We start from the raw sequence: 25,751 nt of genomic DNA, 5'->3' as shown, positions 1-25,751 counted from the left end.
AAATCAATAGTATGAAGATTGCTGTTAAAAGTATGAATTATTTCCACTGTGGATAAAAGTAGTTATGTTAAAGAGTAAATAACCTTGAAATTATCGTTAATAAAAAAATAAAAGGGATGTTTTTATTAATAAAGAGGATGATATAACAGTCATTGAATATGTTTTCTTTCTTTTGTGGATAAGTATGAAGGTGTTTTTTTAGTAATATTCCATAGTTATACACAAGAAATATCATTTATTTAAACTCGTTACGTTTATATGGATAGGATAATGGAATTGGAGAGCTGAAAAAATGGGTGCTTGTTTGTACTATTTGTATCAAAAAGAGAGGAGAAGGGATAGAAAATAAAAAAAAGGCATGCCAAAGAAGCCCCTTATGAAGCTGTAAGTTCGGCAGGGACTTGATCTTGAAGATTTTTTGAAAGCTCTTTTCGAATGAGCGTACGGATTTTCCCACCGTAATTTTCAACGACTTGAGCATCATGGCTGAAGAAGGCCTGTTCAATCAATGTATAAAGGGCAGACTTCACTCGTTCAATACCATATTCAAAAGAAAGCTGAACCAAATCAGCGATGTCTTCGTTTTGGAATGAAGACATAACAATTCCTGTAGAATCTGTGCTGTGTCCAGATAATTTTACAAAAGTCTCTTCAATAGTACGTCGAATCGCCGCATCGTATTGATCTCTCTTTTCTTGTTTTGACATCTTGCCATTTTTAGCTCCGTCTTTTAAAACAAAGAAAATAGTAGATCCTTGGACAACGGTTTTAAATGCGCTCGCCTGCGTTTCAGCTATTTTTTGCATCATACCTTTGTAGTGAGTATATTTCGGCGTAAAAATTTTATAGTCATTAAAGCTAATTTTTGAAGTGTTTTCTCCAGGATTAAACTGACGCTTAATCGTATCGTTGTCATAAACCAATTCTTTGCGCAGCTCTAAGCGAAGGGCATTTACGTTTTCAATTAGAATAAGTTCTTCAAAGCGAGTATATTCTAATTCCATAAACCCAAAGCCGTGTTCTTCAAAATATTGAGGGTAGGGAACAATACAAATATTGATTCCTTTGCCGCTGCGAGAATAGGAAATTAATTCTGTTTCTGCTAATACTACATTGTTGTTGCGAACTGTTCGAACTGTACAATTCAAAGCGGCTGCAATCTCTTTTTCAGAAACATCACAAATAATACCTCTTTCATCAACGTGAAGGAAGTGATAAAAAATTAATTGTGAAATTTGAGATTTAGATAAACGGTGATGTTCTGCCACTGTCTTGATTGTAGGGTTCCCATGAGCGTCTAGGTCCATGTGATCTTCAATATCTTTATATTTTTCTACGGTGCTAGACAATTGGCGAATAATTTGTTTTCCAATTTTCGCAAATTCTTTTTTTATCATGAGAATCCCTCCAATCTATTTCATATCAACAATAATTTATTAGGGTAAAATAACAAAGAATACCTTGTGAAAATTATATCAATAAGAAACAGAATCGCAAACGAACGAGTAGTACGCGAAAAACGGCAAAAGGTTCAAAGAATGCTGTCATAGCAAGGGATTCAGCGTATAGGTTTTTTAGTACGACAAAAACGGCAAAAGCAAGCAAGCGCCGGTAGAACAGTGTTTGTTACGATCAGTAAAAATCAAAAAAAACTTTATGCGTTTTAGTACGTAAAAAACGGCAAAAGGCTCAATATAGTACGCCGAAAATAGCAAAAGTGAAGAGTGGTACGCCAAAAATAGCAAAAGTGATCTCGATTCACCTAAAAAAAGGGAAAAAAATCACTTCTCTGATCGCTGTAAATAACACAATGAATTTCAATAGTACGTCAAAAATGGCAAAAGCTATTTTTAGTACGTGAAAAACGTCAAAAACGACCTGGTAGTACGCTAAAAACAGCAAAAGTTATCGTTTGGTACGTCAAAAATGGCAAAAGCTTTATATATGCTGCGAAAAAAATAAAAAATGGGGTTTGAAAATGACATAACAAAGGGAAAAGCAATGTTTAGTACGCAGAAAACGGCAAAAGTAGTGAAGGAGTACGTCAAAAACGGCAAAAGTAGTGAAGGAGTACGTCAAAAACGGCAAAAGGTAGGATTGTTTTACGAAAAAAAGAGAATAATTAACACTTAATAAGTGATGACGGGTAAATAAAATGAATTTAGTACGTCAAAAACAGCAAAAGAAGCAAAGTAGTACGTCAAAAACAGCAAAAGACAGTAATTAGTACGCAGAAAACGGCAAAAGTAGCGGAGGAGTACGTCAAAAACGGCAAAAGCTTTTGTGTAGTACGTTAAAAATGACAAAACTTCCAAACTATGAAATGAAAATAGAGGGAGATTTTGTATCAAAAAGACGAAAATGGCAAAATGTCAAATAAAAAAGGAAGGGAATGATTTACCCTTCCAATGTTTCTCTATGTTCTCCTCCAAAATAGTCTTGAATTTCATAATTTTGAAGAGGAATAAAAGAGATTTCAAATCCTTGAAGTTTTTGCTGATAACTTTGGATCAGTACTTGATTGCTAACAAATTCTGCTAGAGATTCATTAATTAATTTTAGGTTTACATCAATTTTCTTTGAACGAAAACGAACTTTTGAAGCAAAATATTGATACGGGTAAAAATGAGTGTAAGACTTTTCTTGTAAATAACAGTCTAAACGCTCTTTTTGAAATGCATAAAGCAGTAAAGAAGACAGCGAGTTATCTTTAAACTTTTTAATAACGTCACTGTAAATTTGTACAAACTGCTGATTTAAAAAGCCTTGATGCGTATCATCGCTAAATACAATCGTTGCATATCGTCTGCCCGTTACTTCATCGGTTTCAATAACAGCCTTTTGAAAGAAGTTGATCGCAAATTTTGTATCTCTGGAATTTTTCTTCTTTGCTACACCTTCTACGTGATACCTGGCAATTTTCATAATACGGGCTTCAACGGCTTCATAGTTTTTTACACCTTTTGAATTATAAATTTCTTTCACGATATCCGCTAAATCAAGAGTCACCGTTTTTTCTTTATAAAACATCTCGTCGCGCTGTGAAAGAGCAAACTGGATAATTTGGGAATCTTTTGGGTCTAAAACCATATTTCGTTTGGAAAGAACCGTTTGATTATCATTCACAGGGATAATGGTGCGAATGAAATATTCTTCATCAACTTTATAGTCATTATATAAAACGACTTCTTGGGAGTTTGTTTTAACTTCCATATTGGTTTTAAGAGAATGACTTTCGTTTGAGAAGATAGGCGCCTCTACCCACGAATTTAATCGTTTATCAATCCAGTTGCTTAAATTTCCATTGTATTTTTCTAAGATGATTTCCGCAATTAAAAAAGTAAAGTCCGTGTGAAATGCTTTCTCTATTTGATAATTCATTTTTGAATCTAAATAAGGAAAATCGGTAATGTTTGTTTTTTTGCTTTTAGCCCATGCCTCTACTTCTTTTAACTTTATCTTTAAAATATCTTCAGGTTTTTCCACGCCAAACAGCTTTTTTAAGTGTTCGGTATCCACTTTTTTATCCATCACTTTTTTGGCTAATTCAATGTCTTCAAAAATAGGATTAGGCTTTTCTGCTTTAATATCTTTTTTTAATGTTTGCAGCCAGTTTTTCTTATTTGATTGTCTTCTTTTGTAGGCTGGGTTTCGTATTTCCTTAGGATTTATTAATTTATTCTCTAAAACAAACGTATCTTGCAATATATTTAAAATGTAGTCTTCTATAAAATCTTTTTCATTCGAAAAAAACGAATGAGAATCATATAAAAAGTCTATGCACTTTGCTTTGATATTGTCATCGATTGCATCGCTGATTTGTTTAATAAGGTAAGGAGAAAAATTGGATGGTTCGTTCATGTTGACCTCCTCTGTATGTATTTAATCTGTAACACTCTTATTATATCTTTTTTGAACGATACTCTAAAGGCTAAAAGGAAAATTCGTTTTTGTGAATGCTGTTTTATATCAAATTAGCCTAACCAGCTATTAGTATATAAAGGCTTATTGCAAATATAAAATTCTTTCTTTATAGCGCTTGTACAATTTTAGATGTAAGGAGAGTATTATAGTAGCTTTATAAAAGAGAAAAGCAAAGTACATTCATTGAGTTTGAAAATGGAAAAGTTTATACTTGCCAAGTACACTCTTTTTACAAATAGGGGGAATAAATATGTTGTTAAAACCTAAAGCAATTTTTTTAGATATGGACGGTACGATATTAAATCGCTCCAACAAAGTAAGTATTCAAACAAAAGAAACCGTTGACGAACTACGCAAACAGGGAATTTTTGTTTTTATTGCTACGGGAAGAGCGTTTGATGAAATAGAAGAGTTAGTTCCTGAAGGCTTTCAAGTAGATGGATTTATCACATCAAATGGTATGGCAGGATACGTAGGAAAAGAATCAGTCTTTCAGCATTCGCTTTCACTTCAATTGGTGGAAACTATTATTGAAAAAGCAAGAGCGAACAAGGTATACTACGAGCTTTTCCCGTATGGCACACCTCGCGTGACGTTAAAACAAGATCAGCCGTATGTTGAAAATGAAATTAAAGAGCCAAAGCCAGACAGTGTGGAAATTAACGAATGGCTTTCTCGTAAACAAGCAATTAAAGAAGAAATTGACTGGAAAGATTCCGTAGAAGGAAGTGAATTTTCAAAGTTCTATTTCTTTGCAAGAACGCACGAGCATATCGATAAATGGAAAGAAGAGCTTGAAAAACTCAAGCAAGAAACAGACTTTACAACTTCTACTTCATCTAAACACAATGTCGAAGTGATGGTGGCAAACGTAAATAAAGCAACGGGAATTCAGCAAATGCTAAAACATTTTAATTTGCCCGAGCAAGACATTCTAGCAATTGGCGACAGCAACAATGATTTACCAATGTTTCAGTTTGCCAGCTACGCTGTAGCTATGAAAAACGCGCCGGATCATATTAAAGAAATTGTCGATGACATAACGGAATTTAACTGTGACGAAAACGGCGTATCTCATTATCTTTCTAAATTTTTATTACAAAAATCTACTAGAAGTAATCCCGTTTTATAGAAATGAATCTATTTCACGACAATGCATTATAACCAGCTCTTCAAAACATCGTCTGTTAGGCGATGTTTTTAGTATACATAAGATGAAAAGTAAACCGTTCATTATTTTTAGTTATAGCACTCTTAGCTAAAAAGAATAGCTAAGAATAAATCTTCTATAACTTAAAAATTATGTTATAAACAACATAATTATATAACTATCCTCGTAACTATCCCTGCAAAACACCTCTCAGCCCTGATGAGTCCCACCATGCCAAAGCATAAAACATTTTAAAATCTAAACTTTTTCTTTCTTCAAACTTTTTATAAAATGCGCAGAAAAGGGATTGTATCTCCGTATATTTAATGCTAATATAACATTTAATGAAAATAGTATAACATATTTATATTTATTTCATAATTAGTATGACATAAATCCTTAATTTAATTGTTTTGTTAAAGTGTTTATAATCACAGTGACCAGCATATTTATCTATTCATTACTATTAAATTGTGTATCTTGTAAGCTGCTAAATAAAAATATTAGCGTTATTAAACTATCAAAATCAAAGAATAGGAAGATTTAATGTGAATAAAAGAAAAATTGTCTATATAGTTTCCGACTCAGTAGGTGAAACGGCTGAGCTGATGGTAAAAGCAGTTTTAACTCAATTTAGTGGAGAAGATATTGAAATTCAAAATACTTCTTACGTAGAAAATGAGGAAAATATTGATAATATCATTGCCGAAGCAAGGTGTAACGAAGCCATCATTGCGTATACTATCGTCATCCCACCTTTAAAACAGTATCTTGACCAAACGGCACAAGAAGAAGGAATTGTAGCCATTGATTTGATGACCCCTCTTATGAGTGCCTTTAGCCAAACCTTTAATAAAGAAGCTAATCTTCAACCGAGATTAACAAGAAAATTAGACGATAACTATTTTCGAAGAGTAGAAGCAGTTGAATTCGCTGTTAAATATGATGATGGACAAGACTTCAGAGGCATCAAGCGAGCTGATCTAGTGTTGATTGGTGTTTCGAGAACATCTAAGACGCCACTTTCTATGTATTTAGCTCATAAAAGTCTTAAAGTAGCGAATATACCGTTAGTTCCAGAAGTGACGCCTCCTGATGAACTTTTTACTATTCCAAAAAATAAATGTATTGGTTTAGTTATTACACCGGATAAGCTCAATGAAATCCGAAAAGAACGATTAAAAAATTTAGGTTTAGCGTCTCAAGCCAATTATGCCAATGTAGATCGAATCCTTGAAGAGCTGGACTATGCTGAGAAAATTATGAAGCGCATTGGTTGTCCTATTGTTAATGTCTCAGGTAAAGCAGTTGAAGAAACCGCTGAAGTGATATTGAGCATGTTAAAAAAGGACAAGGTGAAAGGGTATGTATAAAAACTCCCATTATGTAAGACAGACAACTTGTCAGACATACTCAATTTATAGAGAGTCAGGTAGAACAGGCGTGTTGCTAAAAGGTGCTTTTTTAAAATATAAAAGATAAGGAAGATTGTGATGAGCAATGTATATAAAAAAACAGACGTTATCTTAATTGGGGCCGGAGTGATGAGCGCAACGCTGGGATCTTTACTAAAAGAGTTAGTGCCGGAATGGGAAATCAAAGTATTTGAAAAACTCGCAGATGCAGGAGAAGAAAGCTCCAATGAATGGAATAATGCAGGGACTGGGCATGCTGCCCTGTGCGAGTTGAACTATACATCTGAACAAGCTGACGGATCTATAGATATTACGAAAGCAGTGCGAATTAATGAACAGTTTCAGCTTTCAAGACAGTTTTGGTCGTACCTTGTAAGCAGTAATTTAATTCATCATCCGCAAGAGTTTATTATGCCAATCCCTCATATGAGTTTCGTACAAGGAGAAAAGAACGTATCCTTTTTGAAAAAACGTTTTGAAGCGCTATCAAATAATCCGTTGTTTCAAGGGATGGAGTATTCGGATCGTCCTGAAAAGTTAAAAGAATGGATGCCGCTTGTTATGAAAGGCCGTACATCGACTGAAGCAATTGCGGCAACCAAAATTGACTCAGGAACGGACGTGAACTTTGGAGCTTTAACTCGTATGTTGTTTACACATTTAAAAAGTAAAAGCGTAGAAATAAACTATAACCACAGCGTTGAAAATCTGACACGTACCGCAGACGGCTCGTGGGAAGTAAAAGTACATGATATTCATAGCGGCAAACAGGAATATCACACGGCGAACTTTGTTTTTATCGGAGGAGGAGGCGGAAGTCTGTCTTTACTCCAAAAAACGGGTATTCCTGAGTCCAAACATATTGGAGGGTTCCCGGTAAGCGGGTTATTTATGGTATGCAATAATCCCGAAGTTGTAGCGCAGCATCACGGGAAAGTGTACGGAAAAGCAAAGGTTGGCGCTCCGCCGATGTCGGTTCCACATCTTGATACACGCTATATCGACCGCAACAAAACACTGCTGTTTGGACCTTTTGCCGGATTTTCACCAAAGTTCTTAAAAACGGGTTCAAATTTGGATTTAATCAATTCTGTAAAACCGAATAATATCTTAACGATGTTAGCAGCAGGCGTCAAAGAGATGGGCTTAACGAAATACTTAATTCAACAGGTGCTATTGTCAAATGAAAAGCGTATGGAAGAACTTCGCGAATTTATTCCAAACGCAAAAAGCGAAGACTGGGATATCGTCGTAGCGGGTCAGCGTGTACAGGTAATCAAAGATACGGAAGCCGGAGGTAAAGGAACTCTTCAATTCGGTACAGAAGTTGTGAGTTCAGCGGATGGTTCCGTTGCTGCATTGCTCGGGGCCTCGCCAGGCGCTTCGACTGCCGTTCATGTTATGCTTGAAGTGTTAGAAAAATGTTTCCCGCAGCATATGAAGAACTGGGAACCAAAAATAAAAGAAATGATTCCTTCTTACGGCTTGTCACTGGTAGAAAATCCAGCGCTTTTTAACGAAATTCATGCTTCTACAGCACAAACGCTGAATTTAAGTAAAAAAGAACTTGCGTACCGATGATTTTAGGCGGCCTTTGGCACGTATGCTTTAGATTAAAAGAATTTTTTTAGGCTGCTTTATAAAGTGTTTAAAATATAAGTGAAATCTATAAGAAAAAATGAAGGAGCTCCGTTATATAACGGGCTTCTTTTTATTTATTTCCTTTGCTAGCAGAATTTACTTCGTATACATGATATAATTCTTATTAGTAAGCGTTTACATATAATAGAGTGAAGAATTGGAAAATAGCTATTTTGAGGAGCCGATAAAAGATGATTACAACTAATACATCTTTACTAACGAAAGAACAAACGATTTTTAGCCATTCAGGGAATAAAATTAAATTAGAAGACAGAGAGATCAATATTGTTGCTCGATTTGAAGAGCCTCTTGTTCTAGTTTTAGGAAATGTCCTAAGTACCGAAGAATGTGACGAACTTATACAGCTATCCAAAGATAAAATGCAACGATCAAAAATTGGAGCTGAACGTGAAGTAAACAGTATTCGAACGAGCAGCGGCATGTTTTTTGAAGAAAGTGAAAACGAGCTTGTACATCAAATTGAAAAGAGACTTTCTAAGATAATGGGACCGTCTATTGAATATGCTGAAGGCCTTCAAGTTTTAAAATACTTGCCTGATCAAGAATACAAAGCGCATCACGACTATTTCACTTCTGCAAGTAAAGCATCTAAAAATAACCGTATTAGTACATTGGTTATGTACTTAAATGATGTGGAAGAAGGAGGAGAAACTTATTTTCCTAAGCTGGGTCTTTCCGTATCTCCCACAAAGGGAATGGCCGTGTACTTTGAATATTTTTATAGTGATGCTGAACTTAATGACCGTACTCTCCACGGAGGAGCTCCTGTTATAAAAGGAGAAAAGTGGGTCGCTACCCAGTGGATGCGCAAACAAAAAATTCGATCGTAAAAACAAAGGTTTGAAGAGTCCTATTAGCTATTGTTAGTAAGGGCTCTTATTTATGTTACAAAAAAATAGTCATCATGGCAGTCAGTTATGATATTGAAATATTCACACTTATTCTATTTGTGCGGCTATTCCTTATTCTTATAAGCCGGTAGACGATAAATGTATTTGTAGTGTAAAATATCCTCATGATTAAAAATCTGGATACACAAAAACGAAAAATGTGTTCGTGAAATAAAAATAAAATAGATGCTATTTAAAATAATGACTTTAAAACAGGCTGCGCGAAAAACTCGTGAAAGGTATTTTCACGAGTTTTTGTTTTTAGGTGATTTACACTATTTATAAAATCATTTTACTTTTATATAGTAGATAGGGAATGTGTTAAAGGAGGACCCGGGTTTTGAAAGAAATAAAAGCAATTATTTACATCATGATCGCGATGTTTATGCTGCTTCTTACTGGATGCAGTGATGAGCAGGCAAGTCATTCAAGCACACCTTCTACGGATACAAAACAAGAAGTTCAAGTAGAAGGTTCATCAGATCAAGAAGAAGACCATAGTCCTTCTAAAGCAAGTCGTGAAGACGTAGTAGGTGAGGCAGCTACGGTAGAAAGAGTGGTGGATGGCGATACGCTTAAAGTAAAAATGCTGAACGGAAAGACGGATCGCGTACGACTACTTCTTGTCGATACCCCAGAAACAAAGCATCCCAAACTAGGCGTACAGCCCTTTGGTCCAGAAGCATCTGCTTACACGAAAAAAAGGCTAGAAGGGAAGGAGATCACTCTTGAATTTGATGTGCAAGAACGTGATCAATATGGACGGTTACTTGCGTATATATGGATAGACAATGAGCTATACAATGAAGAGCTGCTAGCAAAAGGGCTAGCCCGCGTAGCGGTATTTCCTCCTAACACAAAGTACGTAGACGAATTTAAGAAAATACAGGAGCAGGCTCGAAAAAGCGAAAAAGGCATCTGGAGTATTGAAAACTATGCCCAAGAAAAAGGATATAATACGGATGCTGTAAAAAATCAGTCCTCTTCTAATCAAAAAGATACTCAATCTGCCACAAGCTGCGAAGGTAAAATAAAAGGAAATCAAAACTCTAAAATTTATCACGTGCCAACAGGGGCACACTACAATCAAACAATGAACAACGTCATTTGGTTCTGTACTGAAAAAGATGCACAAGAAGCAGGATACAAAAAAGCAAAAAACTAATAAAGAAATTCAGTAACTGCTGAATTTCTTTTTTTTTGAGTTAAGTAAGTATTTGTATAGGAGTGGCTAAATACCATCTAACAAAGAGCGACCAATCCGTATAAGAAGACGCAGGGGCCATATGAGCAGCTGAGGCACTTGTAAAAGAATTTCTGCTAAAAATCCCCATCCACTTACCGTAGTATCTTTCTGCTGACGGTGTTTTTTCATAGTCATCATCCATTCATTTGAAAATATACATTAATTATACAATGAAAGGAAGATTAGGAGTTAATTTTTTTCTTTCTTTTCTTTTTCGTGTTAAAGTAGATAGGTAAGAAGTTTTGCTACAAATAACGCAAGCGAAGAGAATAAAGGGAGTTTGAAAATCGTGAAAATAAGGAAAGCAAGAAAAGAAGATGCTTCTGCTGTAACGGAATTACTTTATGACATGCTTGGGAGTATTGCACGCTCTCATACGGCGGCTACAACGAATGAAGAAGCGCTTTTAAGACTTAAAGCGTTTATTCTGTCTGAGAAGAATCGCTATAGCTATCATCATATTACAGTCGCAGAAGTCGATGAGAAGGTAGTTGGACTTATGCTTTGCTACGAAGGAAGTATGTTACAAACGCTTTATGAACCAGTTAAGCGTTTTGTGCGTGCGAAACTTAATAATCCAGCGTGGGAAATTGATATAGAAACTGAACATGGAGATTATTATATTGATTCTCTATGTGTAGACGAAGATTACCGCGGAAAAGGGATAGGAACGGCTCTTTTAAATGTAGCCAAGCAAGAAGCCAAAAAGCGTAAGATGTTTTTATCGTTAAACGTTGAATACGATAACATAGAAGCCAAAAAATTGTATCAGCGTATAGGCTTTCAAGAGCATAAAACCATTTTTATTGATAAAAAACCATTTTTTTATATGAAGACTGCCTGATCATCTTTACGGTAGTATTTTTTGTGATAAAATGGATATATAAGTAAAATAATAAGAACCAACAGCTCAGCACTTTTGCTGAGCTTTCCTGTAAATCGCGTAAACGTATCAAAATGGAAAGAATCCTACATCCAATGGACCATAAGCAAGCGGTCATGAAAGTATGTTTGCTGATGTGCCACATGAAAGGAGCGTGCATGAACATCAGAGATCTTCCGTTTAATATGAGTTATCGATTTAATGAACAGCTTCGAGAAGTTCCGGTTAACCCACACCAAATGAAGCAGGGAATCATCTATTTAAAGAAACGAGCTCTTGAAGAAGAGGATGAGTGTGCCGCTGCTAAAACATATGGACATATTGGTGTATATGAGCGCATACTTGGAGAATTAACGAGCAGTGAAAGACACTTGCAGCTGGCCATTTATCTATATGACCGACATGCTGATACAATAGGTGAATTTTTGAATACGATCCGACTTGGACATACATATCACTGGCAAGAACAGTGGGATAAGGCGAATGAAACGTTTCAGCTACTCATTGAACAATTAAAAGCAGATGAAGACCTTCACATATATGAAGACTTTGTCTATCAGCATTATGGAAAATGTTTACTTGATCAGCGGGTTGTTTCCAGAGCACATCACTATTTTCAACGCGCGTTAGAAATTCGATTGAAAAAAGGCGATAAAGAATTAATTGAGTCGACTAATTCCTGCATCCGTCTTTGCTTAAATAAATTAAAACATTCCTAGTATACATAAAAGATAAATGACTCATAGCCTTGGTTACACATAATGCATAAACTTTCCGTTTGACAAACGTATGTGAACATATTATAGTCATACATGGCAATTTAAGAATACGTAATATAAAAACTAAACATAAGCGTCTCTTCTCTTTTGGAGAAGGGGCTTTTTTATGTGAATTTTTATGCCGAGGAGGGTTTAATCGATGAGTAAAACAGTAAAAGATGTCATCTTTTTATTAATAGGTTCGTTTGTATTTTCACTTGCAGTTAACATGTTCGTCATTCCAATAGGACTGGGTGAAGGCGGCGTTACGGGTATATCCATTATTTTATATTATACAACGCATCTTTCAACAGGCGTCACTAACTTTATTCTAAACGGTATCTTGCTTATCGTAGGGTATAAATTTTTAGAGAAAAAAACCATCGTCTATACAATGATTACGATTATCACTACATCTATTTTTCTTCACGTAACTGAAGGCTGGGGTCTTCATCTTCGCGAAGAGCTCATTGGCATGGTTTTTGCCGGTGTACTGCTAGGCGTTGGAATTGGGATGATTTTGCGAGTTGGTGGAACAACAGCAGGGTCAGCCATTATTGCTCGAATTCTAAATAAGTTTTTAAACTGGAAAGTCAGTCATGCACTTTTAATTTTTGATTTACTAGTGGTATTGGCTTCTTATTTTATTATTGGAATCGAAAAGTTACTATTTACGATCGTCATGCTTTACATTACAACAAAAGTAATTGACTTCGTTATTGAAGGATTTGATGCCAAAAAGGCCGTTACCGTTATTTCAAGCAATAAAAACGAAGTAGCGGATCAAATCAATGAACAGCTTGATCGCGGGGTAACGATTCTAAACGGTCGAGGGAACTATACAAAAGAATCAAAAGAAATTTTGTACGTTGTCATTAATAAACAAGAGCTTCTTAAACTTAAAAAGTTAATTAAAAAAATTGATGATGAAGCATTTGTGATTGTACACGATGTACGAGACGTAATTGGAAAAGGCTTTTTAAGCGCATAAAGCTGTGGTTCTTGGCAATTTTTTCTGACGTTGGTGTTTTCCGAAAAAGTATGATATAAGTGTGTCTAAAGACAATTCAATATACGAAAGGAAGAACCCATATGCGTAATAAAAGGCATGTAAAACGTCTTCTTCAACGTCGAATCCGTTCTTTACGATACGTTGTCTTGATTTTATTTACGATACTGATCTTAAAGTACGTTAGTGAAATTATGTAACTTTTTTATATGAGTCTTATCGCTCATTTGGAGTGCTTTTTCTTTTAAATTAGTAAACCAATTTGTATAATAGGTTTTAAGAAGGAGGAGTTCCATGAGCATTCCCAAACCATTAGTTCAGCTTAATCAACTCTTTATCGTTATAACGGTTTTGCTCGCTTTACTTGCGGCAAAGTGGCTTTTACTTTTGCCTTTTCTCGTTGAAGTAGTCACACTTGTAACAAAGCGTAATCCTGTAATTATGGCAGGTAAAAAGCTTCTCAAGAAACCTATTTCTTCGTATCAGATGGAAGACCGTGATCAGCAGCTTTTTAATCAATGGATTGCAACGATATGCATTGGGATTGCTTTCATTTCATTTTTACTTAGTTATACGTTTGTTGGCTATGTATTTAGTATAATGGTGATTCTTGCTGCGGGTGTAGCGCTGATGGGATATTGTATAGGCTGCACGATTCGTTATCGATATATGATGTGGAAATATAAAAGAAAAAAATACCCTGCATAAACAAAGCCTCGAGAAGGCTTTGTTTTTTTATGCTCATTTGTATACGTTATCAATAAATTCAATCATCACAACGAGTGAAAGCAGGTGCTAGAGCACCTGTATCCTTTAAAAACCTTTGTTGACAAAGTAAGGTAAACAAATTAAACTTTTTATGATAATAATAATCGTTACGATTTAAAGGAGGATTATATTTAGAGTCAGTACATAAAAGAAGGTTAGTTTTTAATAAAGGAAGGGTTTATATGAGAAAAAAGATAAGTCTGCTATGCTCAATGCTTGTTACGATAGGTCTGCTGGCTGCATGTTCGGATAACTCCGCGAGTACCGAACAAAAGAGTGGAAAGAAATCACTTACTTTTGTATCAAATTTTCCAAGCGACACGCTCGATCCGCAGCTAAATTATACAACTGTAAGAGCGGGAATTGCTGAGACGCTAGTCAAAGTGAATGAGCAATTACAGATTGAACCGTGGCTCGCAAAGAAATGGAAAACAGAAGATAATGGGACGACCTGGATATTTGAGATTAGAGACGGAATTACGTTTCAAAATGGCAAGGATTTGAATGCTGAAGCCGTGAAACATTCGTTAGAAAGAACGATAAAAGAAAGTGAAGCAATGAAAAGTGCACTTAAAATTAAAGAAATGAAAGCCAGTGGCCAAATCTTGACCATTACAACAACAGAGCCGCTTGCTACGCTGCCTTCTGAACTTGTTCATCCAAACACGGCAATTATTGATGTAGATACTTCAGATATAAAAAGTAAACCAGTGGGAACGGGACCATTTAAAGTAGCTTCGTTTAAACCGGATAGTGAAATGAAAGTAAAAAAATATAAAGAATACTGGGACGGGGAACCAAAATTGGATGAAGTTGTGTTAACATTTAATGATGATGAAAATGCACGCACGTCTGCTTTACAATCAGGTGAAGCTGATATTGTATATCGTCCGGCAATTGAAAGCTTAAATACTTTAAAACAAGATTCATCTATTGTAGTAGATATACAGCCGAGCCTCAGAAATCAAATGCTTTTCTATAATTCAAGGCAAGAAGCGTTTAAAGATAAAAATGTGAGAAAAGCGTTTGATGTATTATTAAATCCCACGGATGTTGTCAACACAGCGCTCGCAGGTCAAGGTTCACCAGCAGCAGGTCCATTTTTAGATAGTTTGGATTTTTCGAACGATCAAAAAACGAAAACCTACGGACCAAGTGAGGCTCAAAAACATTTAGAAAAAGCCGGTTATATACTCAAGGATGGAAAAGCAATAAAAAATGGAAAACAACTTTCTTTTAAGCTTGTTACATACCCTTATCGTCCAGAACTGCCTTTAATGTCACAAATGCTTCAGTCAGAAGCCAAAAAGATTGGTGTAAAAATAAACATTCAACAAGTGGAAAATATGGATGAGTATATGACAACAAAAGATGATTGGGGAATCGTTACATACAGCCTAGTAACCGCGCCGCGAGGAGATGCAGGATATTTCTTTAATGCTCTTTATACGGAGGGAGGGGCATTTAATGTTGGACATTTTCATGAACCAGCATTAGCTTCCATTATTGATGAGCTTAATAAAACCGTTGATCAAAAACAGCGCAATAAGTTAGCAAGACAAGCCGGAGAAATAGCAGAAAAGGAAACGCTGCATTCTTCGATTGTTCACCCGAACAATTTTGTAGCCTATAGAGACAATGTGAAAAATTGGGTTACAGCCAAAAGTGAATACTATGTGATAACAAAGGATTTAGATGTGAAGTAGATATGAAATTAATTGGTAAAAGAATAATAGAATTACTCATCTTTTTAGTTATACTATCGTTTCTCAGCTTTGTTTTAATGAAGCTAGCTCCAGGAGATCCGGTTAAGCAAATGCTTCGCGTAGATGACGTGGCAGTGTCTGAGGAACAAATAAATAGTTTGAGAACAGAGCTAGGGTTTAACGAACCTGTATATATTCAATATGGAAAATGGCTGACGCGTTTTTTTCAGTTTGATTTAGGATCTTCGTATATGACAAAAGAGCCCGTCATTGATGAATTGGTAGAGAAGTTTCCGGCTACGCTGCGCTTGACGGTTGCATCTTTGGTTGTGATGCTGTTAATAGCTGTGCCACTCGGAACGCTGTCAGCACTATATCCAAATAAGTGGATTGATTATCTCAGCAGAAGTATTTCTTTAATTGGAGCGTCTATTCCAAGCTTTTGGCTCGGTCTTTTGTTTATACAGCTGTTCTCTGTACGTCTTCAATGGCTTCCTTCAATGGGTACAGGCACAGCAGCCCATCTTGTGCTGCCTTCTTTAACACTTGGTTTTGCCATGTCCGCTGTGTATATGCGAATGATTAGAGCTAGTCTGCTAGAAGGATTGAAACAAGATTTTGTACGATCTGCTCGAGCAAGAGGAATAAGTGAAAGCCGCATTTTTATTTTTCACGCGTTCCGGTATAGCTTAACGCCCATCCTTACCATTTTAGGGACGAGCTTAGGCAGTTTGCTTGGAGGAACGGTCATTATTGAAGTGCTTTTTGCTTATCCTGGCATTGGAAAATTAGTTATTGATGCGATTATGAATCGTGATTATCCTGTGATTCAAGGGTATATTTTGTGGATGGGCTTGTTTGTTGTGTTAATTAATTCACTTGTGGATTTGAGCTACAAATATGTAAATCCCCAGCTCTATGTAAAGGGAGGGGATAAAACGTGAAAAAGCCGCAGCTTCCTTTTGTAGTGATAAGCGTTTTTGGTATTGTGCTTATTTTATTTTGTCTGTTTGGAAGTCAGCTAACACCGATGGATCCCACACAAGTCAATATGCAAGACCGGCTTCAAAAATCCACCGGTGATCACTGGTTAGGAACTGATCACTTAGGCAGAGATCTCCTTTCACGAATCGTAGCTGGAGCTCAGACCACAATTGGGACTAGTTTTCTTGTCTTAGCTCTTTCTCTTTTGATTGGAGTACCTGTTGGCTTAGTTTCAGCGTATATTGGAGGAAAAATAGACCGCTTTTTAATGAGAATTGTAGACGCTTTTTTAGCTTTTCCTGACTATATTGCAGCCATCGTCTTAAGCGGACTGTTAGGGCCTGGATTATTGAACTTAATTGCTGCGATGGTTATTGTAAAGTGGGTTGGTTATGCAAGGGTAGTGCGCAGTATTGTGCTTCAAGAAAAGTCAAAAGAATATGTGCTGGTTGCTAAATTAAACGGAGTGGGAACACTACCTTTAATCCTGCGCCACTTTCTTCCTCATGTGGGAGGACATATTCTTGTTCTTGCTACGCTGGATATAGGGAAAATTATTTTAATGATGGCTTCATTATCCTATATTGGACTAGGGACTCAGCCGCCTACTCCGGAATGGGGAACGATGCTAAATGAAGGCAGGGCCTACTTTTACAATGCTCCGCAGTTAATGTTGATACCAGGTGTGGCCATTATTTTATTTGTGCTGACGTTTACAGCTTTAGGTGAATATATTCGAGGGAAATATCAAGTTAATCGATAAAAGAGGTGGCCGTCATCGTTTTAGAAGTAAAGCATTTAGCCATTTATAATAAAACAAAACAAATCGTAAAAGACGTTTCTTTTATAATCGAGCAAGGACAGTGGATGGCGCTTGTTGGAGAAAGCGGAAGCGGTAAAAGTATCACTGCTGCTTCGATAGGAGGACTGCTGCCTTCAGGTGTAACGCTTAAAGGAGGATCTATTATCTTTAAGCAGAAAGGAGAGGCGCCTATCCTTGGAAAAGATATTTCGTATATCTTTCAAGACTATCGAAGTGCTTTTACTCCTTTTTTAACAATTGGAAAGCAGTTTGATGAAACGATTCGTACACATAGTAAGCTGTCTAAAAAAGACAGGAAAGCCGCCATTTTTCAGGCTTTAAAAGCTGTGAATTTACCTAATGAACGCGTATATAAAAGCTATGCTTCTCAGCTGAGCGGAGGACAGCTTCAGCGAGCAGCGATTGCTTTAGCGCTGGTGATGAAGCCTGCCTTGATTATCGCAGATGAACCAACTACGGCTTTAGATAGCGTGGCAGCAGCTGAAGTTCTTCAGCTGCTGTATAAGCTGAAAGAAGAAGCTGGCTGTGCCATTCTGTTTATTACTCATGATTTGCGTCATGTGCGGAAATATGCGGACCGGGCAGCCATTATGCTAGCAGGAGAAATCGTGGAAGAAAACAGTATCGAATCTCTGCTTCACACTCCGCGTCATTTTTACACAAAAAAACTGTTTAACGCCATTCCTTCTTTACGGAAAACGCCTGATCGATTGTTAGATACGCAGAAAAAAGTGTTGATATAGGAGTGAGATATGAAAGAAAAAAATATATTACGCGTCACGCAGCTTGTGAAACAGTATAAAGACGTTAAAGCGCTAAATAATGTTTCCCTGCATATCGATAAAGGGGAATGTGTAGGGATTGTCGGAGAAAGTGGAAGCGGAAAAAGTACGCTTGTAAAAAGCGTGCTAAGGTTAACAGAGACTCAGCAGGGAGAAGTATGGTTTGCAGAGAAACCTCTTCACCGGTTAAAAGGGAAAAAACTGCAGCAAGCTCGTCTAGGCATGCAAGTGGTATTTCAAAACCCCGCGGCTTCTTTTAATCCAAAAGTAAAAATCATCGATTCTTTGCTCGAGCCTTTGCGGCAGCAGCGAACCGTTCCTTCATTTTTATCTCATGTGAGCAGAAATGAAAAAGAAATCGCTTTTTATTTGTTAGAAAAAGTCGGAATTAACGCAGAATATGCGTTGAATTATCCCCATGAACTCAGCGGAGGACAGCTTCAGCGTGTAGCGATTGCGCGTGCCATTAGCGTAGGTCCGTCTCTGGTACTGTTAGACGAACCAACAGCGAGTCTTGATGTTACGGTACAAGCAAAGATTTTAAATTTATTAAAAGATTTGCAGGAGACTTTTCAGCTGTCTTATCTTTTTATTTCGCATGATTTAGCAGCAGTAAAATTTATGAGCAGTCGCATGATGGTTATGCAGCAAGGCGAGGTTATCGATCAATTTGACCGTGCACAGCTATTTGATAAAAACAGGCATCCCTATACAAAAAAGCTTGTGCGTTTATTTGAATAGAAAATAAAGCTCTTCGTTTAATATACTAAACGAGAGCTTTTTTATAAATGAGAATGAGACAAAGTCAGGGACGCGGCGGTGGAGTATGCATATGGATAAAGTGATAGCCTGCTTGGCAGAGCATGATAAAACTAATGGTGAGTACAACAAGAGGAATTAGCTTGTTTTTTCCTCGTTCTTCATATAGTCCGGCTGCGCTTAAAAGAAAGCCAATAGTAGCTAAAGGAGGAGAGGCGCGAAAGAATAAATCTGCAGCTGTAAACCCTTGGTTTGTATATTTATAATAAAAAAATAGACCTGTAATTAATAAAAATAGTCCAATCCAAAACAGCGTAAGTTTTCCAAAAAGGGTTTTAGGCACTGTGTTTTCACTCCTTTTGTCAGTCAAGTACCATAAAATACTAGCATAAAACGTTTTGGTTTGCATTAGAGAAAAAGAACTTGAATGATACAATATGTATAGAAGAACAGGTTTGAAGTAGGAGGAGATGAAGTATTCAAAGCGCTTCATGTAAAAACATACATATCGTTGGATCCGTTGGAAGTGGAAAAACGACTCTAGCCCGTTTGTTATCCCATAGATTAGAAGTTCCTCACATCGTAAGAAAAAGCCGCTCAGTTGATGAGCGGCTTTTTTTGGTTTTTATTCTATCAACATAGATCTGCATTTTTTTTCACAAGCTTTTGCAAGGTTTTTGAGAAGCTGATTAAGAAACTCTTTGTCCATTTTAAGCCACTCTTCCTTTTGCAGTCCTTCTACGATATAGGAAGAAAAAACCCACACGTCGTTTTTGATGGCAGAGCGATTTGTTTCAGCGATTACAGTTAATGCCTTAATGACAGCAGACATCACGGAAACATCTTCTTTTCCATAATGGCGAATTTGATAGAACGCTTTGTACAAATAATCCGTAAAAGAAGGTTTTTCTAGCAGCACTCGAATACGTCCTTCTTCATCGCAATAATAAGGAGAGGAAGAATAGCTTTGTCCGAGTTTGATAAACACTTGCGTGAGCTGTTCAATGCAGTTAATAGCTGTTTCAGGGTCATTAATAGCTGGTGAAATAGCTCTTAATGCAATTTCACTTAGTTTTTGAATACCTAATTTTACATCTTGGATCGATTCTTGGTCATTTGTAATAAACAAGCAATGAAGAAATTTTTCACGTTCTAACGATTGATTGTGAGTGATTACAGTTAATAACGGTGTGTCTGCTTCTACATACTCTCCGGGTGCTTTTTCGAGTTTAACAATGACATTTAATTTAGATGCTAGTGCTGTTAAATGGTTGAGTTCGATATATTGAATATATCCTTGTCTATTACTTTTAATTTGCAGTGTGTTTTCACTATCAAAATCAACCTGTATTTCATTCTTTGATTCGGGGTGCTTTTGTTGTTCTAGCCGTCTCTCTTCAATGGTAAGCATCGTTTTTTTGGCAATGTTTGAAATTAAATTTCCGACTTTAATCCAGTTGATGACGTGGTGAATCAAAAACACAAACATCCCTAAGCAAATGAATGCTACCACGATGGCTAATGAAGGAACAATAAAAGTATTGCTGACTTGGTTGCTGCGAACTTGAATGAGCAGTACAAGCACGTATACGTATCCACCGATAAAAGTGCCAAGCACGCGCTGAGTTTTGGCATCTGTATTAAAGTTCTGAATCGTTCTAGGAGAAAACTGACCTACAAACGTAGTCAGTACCACTAACACAGAAGAAAACGTAATTGTCGTCATCGTTAATAAGGAATTTGATACTGAACTTAAAATAGTATGAGCAAGCTCTTTATCCGTTAGAAACACGGAAGGAACTAACTTTAACCACTGTTTGTGAGCTGTCAAATATCGATCTAAAAATGTACTAATAGTGGCTAAAACAAAAGCAATAATTCCGTATATAGAAGGAGTAATCCAAAAATTAGCTTTTATTCGATTTTGCTGTAGCTTTATTGACATAACGAAATCTCCCATATCATGATTTAATAAGTTCGGACTTCTTTTAGTATGAAGAAAAAAGTTAACCATACTTATCCACCTATTATTACCCTCACCTGCATGTGAAAAACTTCTTTAAGAAAAGTTTTATCATTCATTTGTAAAGGGTAGAGATCAAAAAGGAGGGAAGAGCCGTGGCATTTGATTATTCACTTGACTTTGAACATATCGATTTTAGAAAACATCCTGAAAAGTATAGAGTAGGAAAAGGAGAACAAGGAGTTCTCCTTGTTGAGCCATATAAAAGTGAAATTCTTCCTCACTGGCGTTTTCGTACACCTGACATTGCTGAGGAATCCGCCGACGCCATCTATCAGCTTTTTTTAACCTACAAAGAAAAAAGCGATTTTGTTGGAATGGACATGGCCCGGAAATTTCTCCAAATGGGATACACGCGATCGAGGCGCTACGCGAACTACAAAGGCGGAAAGAAATACAACAAAGACGGCGAGCGTAACGAACGGCAAATTGATGAACAAAAAGCAGAATCGGCATCAATTTTTATGGAAAAATGGAAAGAGGTACGAGAGAATAAAGAGTACTTGCAAATGAAAAAAGAGCATCAAAAAAAGTACGGATAATCAGCTGGGATCCGTACTTTTTTCCTTTGTTATTTCGATTCGTTTAATATGGTGATGTTCAATATCAATGACTTTAAATGAAAAACCTTCGTTTTTGATGCTATCACCTTTAGCAAGATCAAACTTTTCGGTCAGCATCCAGCCGCCAATGGTATCAACGTCTTCTTGTTCAATAGTTGTTCCGAGTAAATCATTTACTTCTTCAATCAACACCTTCGCATCTAGTACGTAGTGATTTTCATTAATTTTGTGTACGTCCGGTATTTCATCATCATCAAATTCATCACGAATTTCACCAACAATTTCTTCTAAAATGTCTTCAACCGTTACAAGCCCCGTTGTTCCTCCATACTCGTCTATTAAGATGGCCATGTGAATTCTGTCCCTTTGAATTTTAAGCAATAAGTCGTAAATGGCGATGGAATCAATGACTTGAATGATGGGTTTCATATACGTTTGCACGGTACGTGGTTTGATATCATCTTCTTTTATGTAATCCGCTAATATTTCTTTAATATTAACTAATCCCACCACTTGATCTTTGTTTCCATCTATAACTACTGGATAGCGAGTATATTGCTCTACTCTAGCCATTTTTAAGAATTCTTCTATCGTTTCATCTGCTGATACGCTAACAATTTCTGTACGAGGCACCATGATTTCTTTAGCCGTACGATTATCAAATTCAAAGATATTATTCATGAACTTAAATTCCGATTGATTAATTTCACCGCTCTCATAGCTTTCAGATAAAATAATTCTAAGTTCTTCTTCACTATGAGCTACTTCATTTTCAGAAGCTGGCTTCAGGCCGAATAATCCGACAACGCCTCTTGCTGAGTGGTTTAAAAGCCAAATAAACGGATAAAGTAACTTAGAAAAAAGAATAAGAGGACGGGAAAATAACAGCGTCACTTGTTCGGCTTTTTGAATCGCCACCGTTTTGGGCGCAAGTTCTCCAGCTACCACATTTAAAAATGTGACAATCGAAAAAGCAAGAACAAAAGATATGACATGCGAAAGTGATGTAGCAAAAGGAAGCATGTCAATAAGCGGCTCTAATAAATGACCTACCGTAGGTTCACCTATCCAGCCTAGACCCAATGCGGTAACCGTAATGCCCAGCTGTGTGGCTGAAAGATAACCATCTAAATTTGATACTACTTTTTTTGCTGCTAAAGCGTTCCGGTTTCCTTCTTCAATTAACTGGTCGATTCTAGTCGACCGTACCCTAATGACGGCAAATTCCGTTGCAACAAAAAAGGCTGTTAATATGATTAATACGATGAATAAGATGACATTTACTGTTTCCAAATTTATCTCCTTACCCCGTTGAAACGGATAAGGGAACACCTCCTTTATAAAAGTTTGCTGAGCTGATTTATATAGTAAATAAAGAATATCATGTATACTGTTCCCTTAATCTCCGTAGAAATAAACTTACCGAAAAGAAAGAGCACTTTTTAATAACCTGCAACATTTTTTGGCAGAAAAAGCGTAAACTAAACATTATAAAATGAACGAAAAGAGATAACGTGAAACTTTAAAAGGATGTAAATAGAAGTAGGAGTCGATTGTTTTTATGGAATTTTTTCTGACGATATTAGTCTTATTGGCTTTGATTGGTCTATCTAATATCATTAATCATTTTGTACCATTTATTCCTGTTCCATTAGTTCAAATAGCTTTGGGAGCAGGGCTTGCTATCTTGCCATTTGGCGGAGATGTCCATTTGGAGCCTGAATTATTTTTTATTTTATTTATTGCCCCGCTATTATTTAATGATGGGAAAAACGTGTCAAGAGCTGCTCTTTGGAAGCTTCGTACACCTATTTTATTACTAGCGCTGGGACTGGTTTTTGTAACGGTGGCAGTAGGGGGATATCTAATCAATTGGCTCATTCCTTCCATTCCGTTACCGGCTGCATTTGCACTAGCCGCTATTTTGTCCCCAACAGATGTAGTAGCTGTTGGAGCTATGGCGAGCCGAGTAAAGCTGCCTAAGCGAATTATGCATTTGCTTGAAGGGGAAGGACTGATGAATGATGCCTCTGGTCTTGTAGCGTTTCAAGTAGCAGTAGCTGCTACCGTAACGGGCGTTTTTTCAATCGTAGATGCTACATTTCAGTTCCTTTGGGTAGCGCTAGGCGGTTTGTTTGTAGGAGCATTTATCGCTTTTCTGATTATCAGACTGCGTGTACTTGTTCGACGTTTAGGAATGGAAGATATTACGATTCATATGTTAATACAAATTCTAACTCCATTTGTTGTCTTCTACATTGCTGAGCATTTTCATTTATCAGGAATCTTGGCAGTTGTAGCAGGTGGCATTGTGCATGCGATTGAGCGCGACCGAGAGGAATCACCTAACCAGCAGCTTAAAGTAGTATCAAAAAGTACTTGGACGGTTATTTTATATTTGTTAAATGGTTTGGTGTTTGTACTGCTTGGTCTGCAAATACCAAAAGTGGCGAAAGCAATTATTCAAGATCCAAACTTTAATAATGGACAAGTACTTCTTTATATTTTGATTATTACTGTCTTTTTGCTTGTACTACGATTTATTTGGGTGATGGTATCATGGTCAGTAGGCTGGTATTACAAAAACAATAAGCATCTAAAACCTGAGCCTCGGTCTATTGGTATTATTACGGTTTCAGGTGTACGAGGAGCTGTTACGTTAGCCGGAGCGTTTTCAATTCCTTATACGCTTGATAACGGCAGTGATTTCCCGGAACGCTCTCTGATTATTTTTCTAGCAGCAGGCGTTATATTGTTAACCTTAGTTGCGGCAAGCATTCTTTTACCTGTTATTGCGAAAACAGAAAAGGCGCCGAAGAAGCCTGAGCGCAATACAAAAGAGGTTAAAGCACGCATTAAAGTGCACAAAGCTGCTATTCAGCGGTTAAAAAGAGAAATGACCGAGGAAAATCGTGGAGCAGCGCTTTCGTTAATTTCAACGTATAATACAACGATTAATAACATCATTGTTAAAACGCATCCTTTAGAAGCCTCTGAAAACAAACAGTATGAAGAAGAAATTCGATTGCTGGCTCTTCAGGCCAAGGGGAAATTGGTGGAAAAGCTATTAAAAGAGGAAAAAATAGACCGTGAGACAGCGTATATTTGTTTGGAACATACGCACAAGCTTGAAATGGCTGTAACCAATCGTGTAAGGTACAAATTATTGGTGAGCTGGATGAGGTTTAAAAAAGTTTTACTATTACTAGTCCGAATTTTTTCACCGAATAAGCAGGCTTTAAGAAAACAAAGCCTGCGCAGAAGAAGTAAAGTGAACAAAGTACGTATTCAAATGATTGAAGAAGCGATAAAGGTCATTAAAGAAAACATGAACGAAGAAAATCGAATGATTTCACTTGCTATCATTAGTGAATACCATAGATCCATGGCAAGACTTAGAAAAGAGAGTACGGAGTATAATTCAGGCAAACGTAAAAAAGCAACGAGAGATTTATGTTATAAAGCGTTTCATACCGAGCGGGAAACGGTGCAAGAACTTTATGAAAAAGGAGAAATCACGCGTGAAATCGCTCATAATATCCGAAAAGATATCGCTTTGCGTGAAGCATTAACAATTGAAGAAAATGGTTATTAAAAAGTCGCAGAGAATAGTCTCTGCGACTTTTTCTAATAAGTTTCATTCTCTTGCTTTTCAAAAAGATAAAGCTTTCCGTTAACAGCAATATCAAACCGTGGCCCTTTAAAGCCGCGTTTTATAAGTTCTTTACGCATAAATTTCATAATGCCTCCGTGGCTGACAATCAGCAAATCGTCTTCTGACTCGGAAATAGCGCGATCTAGCACTGCTGCTACTTTTCTCTTAGTCTCAGCCATATCTGTACGAGCTTGTTTGTTGATGAGTCCGGACATGCGAAACAGTAATGCCCAGAGGATAAAAGGAAGTTTAAATTTTACTGGAATAATAGGCATGGGTATTTCTCTAAGTTCCGGAAGAAGAGTGATCTCTTGGTTATAAATATGCTTTGCCGTTTTGTGTGCTCGCGGCATATCGCTTGAAAAACAGCGTTTCCATTCAATATTATTTAAATCAGTCTCTCCATACGTAATATCTGATTCATCATATTCCTGAAACCAAGCCACTAGTTCATCGGTGGATAAGCGGTGGTTTTCTGGAAGCCCTTTGTTTACTTTGTAATGACGTACTAATGCTACTTTCATTGTGAAATCTCCTTAAAATTTAAGCGCCAAAAATACTTACTCGGCGCAGCTTGATTTTTTTATTTAACGTTATTTTTATCATGCTGCACCTCCTTTCAAATATTTGTAAAATAAGTATAAAATGGATTGAGAAAATTGTAAATAAGGTATAGGAGAAGATTTTGAGATAGAATAATTGGAAAATGAAACCTTTTTATAAGATAAAACGTATTACTTATAGATAATTC

Annotated in this window: 23 protein-coding genes; 16 read left to right on the top strand and 7 right to left on the bottom strand. The window is 36.7% G+C overall.

The window, feature by feature from the left end:
* Positions 1-374 precede the first annotated feature (374 nt).
* Together WKH56_RS19000 and WKH56_RS18995 are read right to left on the bottom strand one after the other, a co-directional pair.
* The gene (locus WKH56_RS19000) at positions 375-1,397 is read right to left on the bottom strand and encodes a hypothetical protein (protein WP_033579375.1); all 1,023 of its coding nucleotides are present in this window, start codon (positions 1,395-1,397) and stop codon (positions 375-377) included.
* Positions 1,398-2,397: 1,000 nt separating this feature from the next.
* Positions 2,398-3,861: a hypothetical protein gene (locus WKH56_RS18995; RefSeq protein ID WP_013083667.1), complete on the bottom strand. Its 1,464-nt coding sequence runs from the start codon at positions 3,859-3,861 to the stop codon at positions 2,398-2,400.
* A 313-nt stretch (positions 3,862-4,174) separates the two neighbouring features.
* Between WKH56_RS18995 and WKH56_RS18990 the strand changes: the two genes are divergently transcribed.
* The 5 genes from WKH56_RS18990 (at position 4,175) to WKH56_RS18970 (ending at position 10,206) form a co-directional block, all read left to right on the top strand.
* Positions 4,175-5,056: an HAD family hydrolase gene (locus WKH56_RS18990; protein ID WP_048019069.1), complete on the top strand. Its 882-nt coding sequence runs from the start codon at positions 4,175-4,177 to the stop codon at positions 5,054-5,056.
* A gap of 566 nt (positions 5,057-5,622) precedes the next feature.
* On the top strand, positions 5,623-6,447 hold the full coding sequence (locus tag WKH56_RS18985) for a pyruvate, water dikinase regulatory protein (RefSeq protein ID WP_310883906.1): 825 nt from the start codon (positions 5,623-5,625) through the stop codon (positions 6,445-6,447).
* A gap of 120 nt (positions 6,448-6,567) precedes the next feature.
* On the top strand, positions 6,568-8,070 hold the full coding sequence (locus WKH56_RS18980; protein ID WP_047750643.1) for a malate:quinone oxidoreductase: 1,503 nt from the start codon (positions 6,568-6,570) through the stop codon (positions 8,068-8,070).
* Between the two features lie 251 nt (positions 8,071-8,321).
* Positions 8,322-8,981, top strand: a complete 660-nt coding sequence (locus WKH56_RS18975) for a 2OG-Fe(II) oxygenase (protein WP_033579371.1) — start codon at positions 8,322-8,324, stop codon at positions 8,979-8,981.
* A 400-nt stretch (positions 8,982-9,381) separates the two neighbouring features.
* Positions 9,382-10,206: a thermonuclease family protein gene (locus WKH56_RS18970; RefSeq protein WP_047750644.1), complete on the top strand. Its 825-nt coding sequence runs from the start codon at positions 9,382-9,384 to the stop codon at positions 10,204-10,206.
* Between the two features lie 66 nt (positions 10,207-10,272).
* Here the strand turns inward: WKH56_RS18970 and WKH56_RS18965 are convergent, their stop codons facing one another.
* A complete protein-coding gene (locus WKH56_RS18965) occupies positions 10,273-10,416 on the bottom strand; it encodes a hypothetical protein (protein WP_221833045.1) in 144 nt (47 codons plus the stop codon).
* A gap of 160 nt (positions 10,417-10,576) precedes the next feature.
* Between WKH56_RS18965 and WKH56_RS18960 the strand changes: the two genes are divergently transcribed.
* From WKH56_RS18960 to WKH56_RS18920, 9 genes are all read left to right on the top strand, one after another.
* Positions 10,577-11,131 (top strand): GNAT family N-acetyltransferase, encoded by a 555-nt coding sequence (locus WKH56_RS18960; protein WP_033579369.1) that lies wholly within the window; start codon positions 10,577-10,579, stop codon positions 11,129-11,131.
* A gap of 197 nt (positions 11,132-11,328) precedes the next feature.
* A complete protein-coding gene (locus WKH56_RS18955) occupies positions 11,329-11,889 on the top strand; it encodes a hypothetical protein (protein WP_028412912.1) in 561 nt (186 codons plus the stop codon).
* Between the two features lie 199 nt (positions 11,890-12,088).
* A complete protein-coding gene (locus WKH56_RS18950; RefSeq protein ID WP_342836183.1) occupies positions 12,089-12,919 on the top strand; it encodes a YitT family protein in 831 nt (276 codons plus the stop codon).
* Positions 12,920-13,231: 312 nt separating this feature from the next.
* Complete coding sequence (locus tag WKH56_RS18945; RefSeq protein WP_310883905.1) at positions 13,232-13,645, top strand: DUF4395 domain-containing protein; 414 nt, start codon at positions 13,232-13,234, stop codon at positions 13,643-13,645.
* 242 nt (positions 13,646-13,887) lie between these two features.
* On the top strand, positions 13,888-15,411 hold the full coding sequence (nikA, locus tag WKH56_RS18940) for a nickel ABC transporter substrate-binding protein (RefSeq protein WP_098113164.1): 1,524 nt from the start codon (positions 13,888-13,890) through the stop codon (positions 15,409-15,411).
* Positions 15,412-15,413: 2 nt separating this feature from the next.
* The gene (nikB, locus tag WKH56_RS18935) at positions 15,414-16,355 is read left to right on the top strand and encodes a nickel ABC transporter permease (protein ID WP_028412916.1); all 942 of its coding nucleotides are present in this window, start codon (positions 15,414-15,416) and stop codon (positions 16,353-16,355) included.
* On the top strand, positions 16,352-17,158 hold the full coding sequence (nikC, locus tag WKH56_RS18930) for a nickel transporter permease (RefSeq protein ID WP_275211018.1): 807 nt from the start codon (positions 16,352-16,354) through the stop codon (positions 17,156-17,158). Before nikB ends, nikC begins: the two co-directional genes overlap by 4 nt.
* A 5-nt stretch (positions 17,159-17,163) precedes the next feature.
* Positions 17,164-17,961: an ABC transporter ATP-binding protein gene (locus WKH56_RS18925; protein ID WP_048019075.1), complete on the top strand. Its 798-nt coding sequence runs from the start codon at positions 17,164-17,166 to the stop codon at positions 17,959-17,961.
* Between the two features lie 9 nt (positions 17,962-17,970).
* A complete protein-coding gene (locus WKH56_RS18920) occupies positions 17,971-18,741 on the top strand; it encodes an ABC transporter ATP-binding protein (RefSeq protein ID WP_033579363.1) in 771 nt (256 codons plus the stop codon).
* Between the two features lie 64 nt (positions 18,742-18,805).
* Here WKH56_RS18920 and WKH56_RS18915 read toward each other — a convergent pair whose 3' ends face one another.
* Both WKH56_RS18915 and WKH56_RS18910 read right to left on the bottom strand, forming a co-directional pair.
* The gene (locus WKH56_RS18915) at positions 18,806-19,102 is read right to left on the bottom strand and encodes a hypothetical protein (protein WP_028412920.1); all 297 of its coding nucleotides are present in this window, start codon (positions 19,100-19,102) and stop codon (positions 18,806-18,808) included.
* Between the two features lie 282 nt (positions 19,103-19,384).
* Positions 19,385-20,704 (bottom strand): DUF2254 domain-containing protein, encoded by a 1,320-nt coding sequence (locus WKH56_RS18910; protein ID WP_231099227.1) that lies wholly within the window; start codon positions 20,702-20,704, stop codon positions 19,385-19,387.
* Positions 20,705-20,877: 173 nt separating this feature from the next.
* Between WKH56_RS18910 and WKH56_RS18905 the strand changes: the two genes are divergently transcribed.
* Positions 20,878-21,324 carry a DUF4385 domain-containing protein gene (locus tag WKH56_RS18905; RefSeq protein ID WP_034268877.1) on the top strand — a complete coding sequence of 149 codons (447 nt, stop codon included), beginning with the start codon at positions 20,878-20,880 and terminating at the stop codon, positions 21,322-21,324.
* Here WKH56_RS18905 and WKH56_RS18900 read toward each other — a convergent pair whose 3' ends face one another.
* Complete coding sequence (locus WKH56_RS18900) at positions 21,325-22,638, bottom strand: hemolysin family protein (RefSeq protein ID WP_033579360.1); 1,314 nt, start codon at positions 22,636-22,638, stop codon at positions 21,325-21,327.
* Positions 22,639-22,906: 268 nt separating this feature from the next.
* On the opposite strand from WKH56_RS18900, the gene WKH56_RS18895 reads away from it, so the two are divergent.
* Positions 22,907-24,940 carry a Na+/H+ antiporter gene (locus WKH56_RS18895; protein ID WP_028412925.1) on the top strand — a complete coding sequence of 678 codons (2,034 nt, stop codon included), beginning with the start codon at positions 22,907-22,909 and terminating at the stop codon, positions 24,938-24,940.
* A 32-nt stretch (positions 24,941-24,972) separates the two neighbouring features.
* Here WKH56_RS18895 and WKH56_RS18890 read toward each other — a convergent pair whose 3' ends face one another.
* Positions 24,973-25,524 carry a histidine phosphatase family protein gene (locus tag WKH56_RS18890; protein ID WP_310883904.1) on the bottom strand — a complete coding sequence of 184 codons (552 nt, stop codon included), beginning with the start codon at positions 25,522-25,524 and terminating at the stop codon, positions 24,973-24,975.
* Between the last annotated feature and the right edge of the window lie 227 nt (positions 25,525-25,751).

It is taken from the genome of Priestia sp. SB1, from assembly GCF_038898415.1.
Note: the sequence above shows the minus strand (reverse complement) of the source record. Positions and strands in the feature narration are given on the sequence as shown.